At 67.6% G+C, this 593-nt stretch carries 1 protein-coding gene; it reads right to left on the bottom strand.

Features of this window, described 5'->3' with window-relative positions:
- The coding region (locus BST14_RS28250; RefSeq protein ID WP_245845840.1) for a cutinase family protein at positions 1-593 on the bottom strand (593 nt) is incomplete at both ends.

Here is a 593-nt window from a genome sequence, read left to right as displayed (position 1 = left end):
CCGTCGGAGCAGACGGGGTCTTCGGTGGCGCACACCTTGATGGTCTTGTCTTGGTAGAGCGGGCCGATTTCCACCGGGGGTTCGTTGAGGAAGTTCATCGCCCGCACGTTGGGCATGCCGAACAGCACGACCGAGGAGACGTGGTTGGCCACGTCGGGGGACAGCGGCTTGGGCACGGTGTTGGGGTCGATGCCGTCGGGCACGGCGGCCGAGGTGACAAAGCCCATCACGGCCGCGCCCTGCGAGTAGCCGCCGAGCACCATCTTGGTGTTGGGGCAGTCGTGGGCCATCGAATTCACGTGGGCGCCCGCGTCTCTGACGCCGTCCACGCCGGTCGCCCATTGATCGCTGGCGGGGTAGCTGACGGGGTAGACGTCAAAGGATCGCCCGCCCACGCGCTGGTGCAGCCTGTCGACGAAAGCCTGACCGGTGGGGCCCACACCCGGCGCTTCGCCGGTGCCGCGGGCGAATACCACTTGCACGTCCGGACACTGGGCCGACGCGGAGGGAATGACGGACGTCAGGGCCGACACGGCCACGCCCGACGCTGCGAGAACTACTGCTGAACCAAGGGAACGAACGACGTGACGTGC

It is taken from the genome of Mycobacterium arosiense ATCC BAA-1401 = DSM 45069 (genome assembly GCF_002086125.1).
GTDB lineage: Bacteria > Actinomycetota > Actinomycetes > Mycobacteriales > Mycobacteriaceae > Mycobacterium > Mycobacterium arosiense.
Note: the sequence above shows the minus strand (reverse complement) of the source record. Positions and strands in the feature narration are given on the sequence as shown.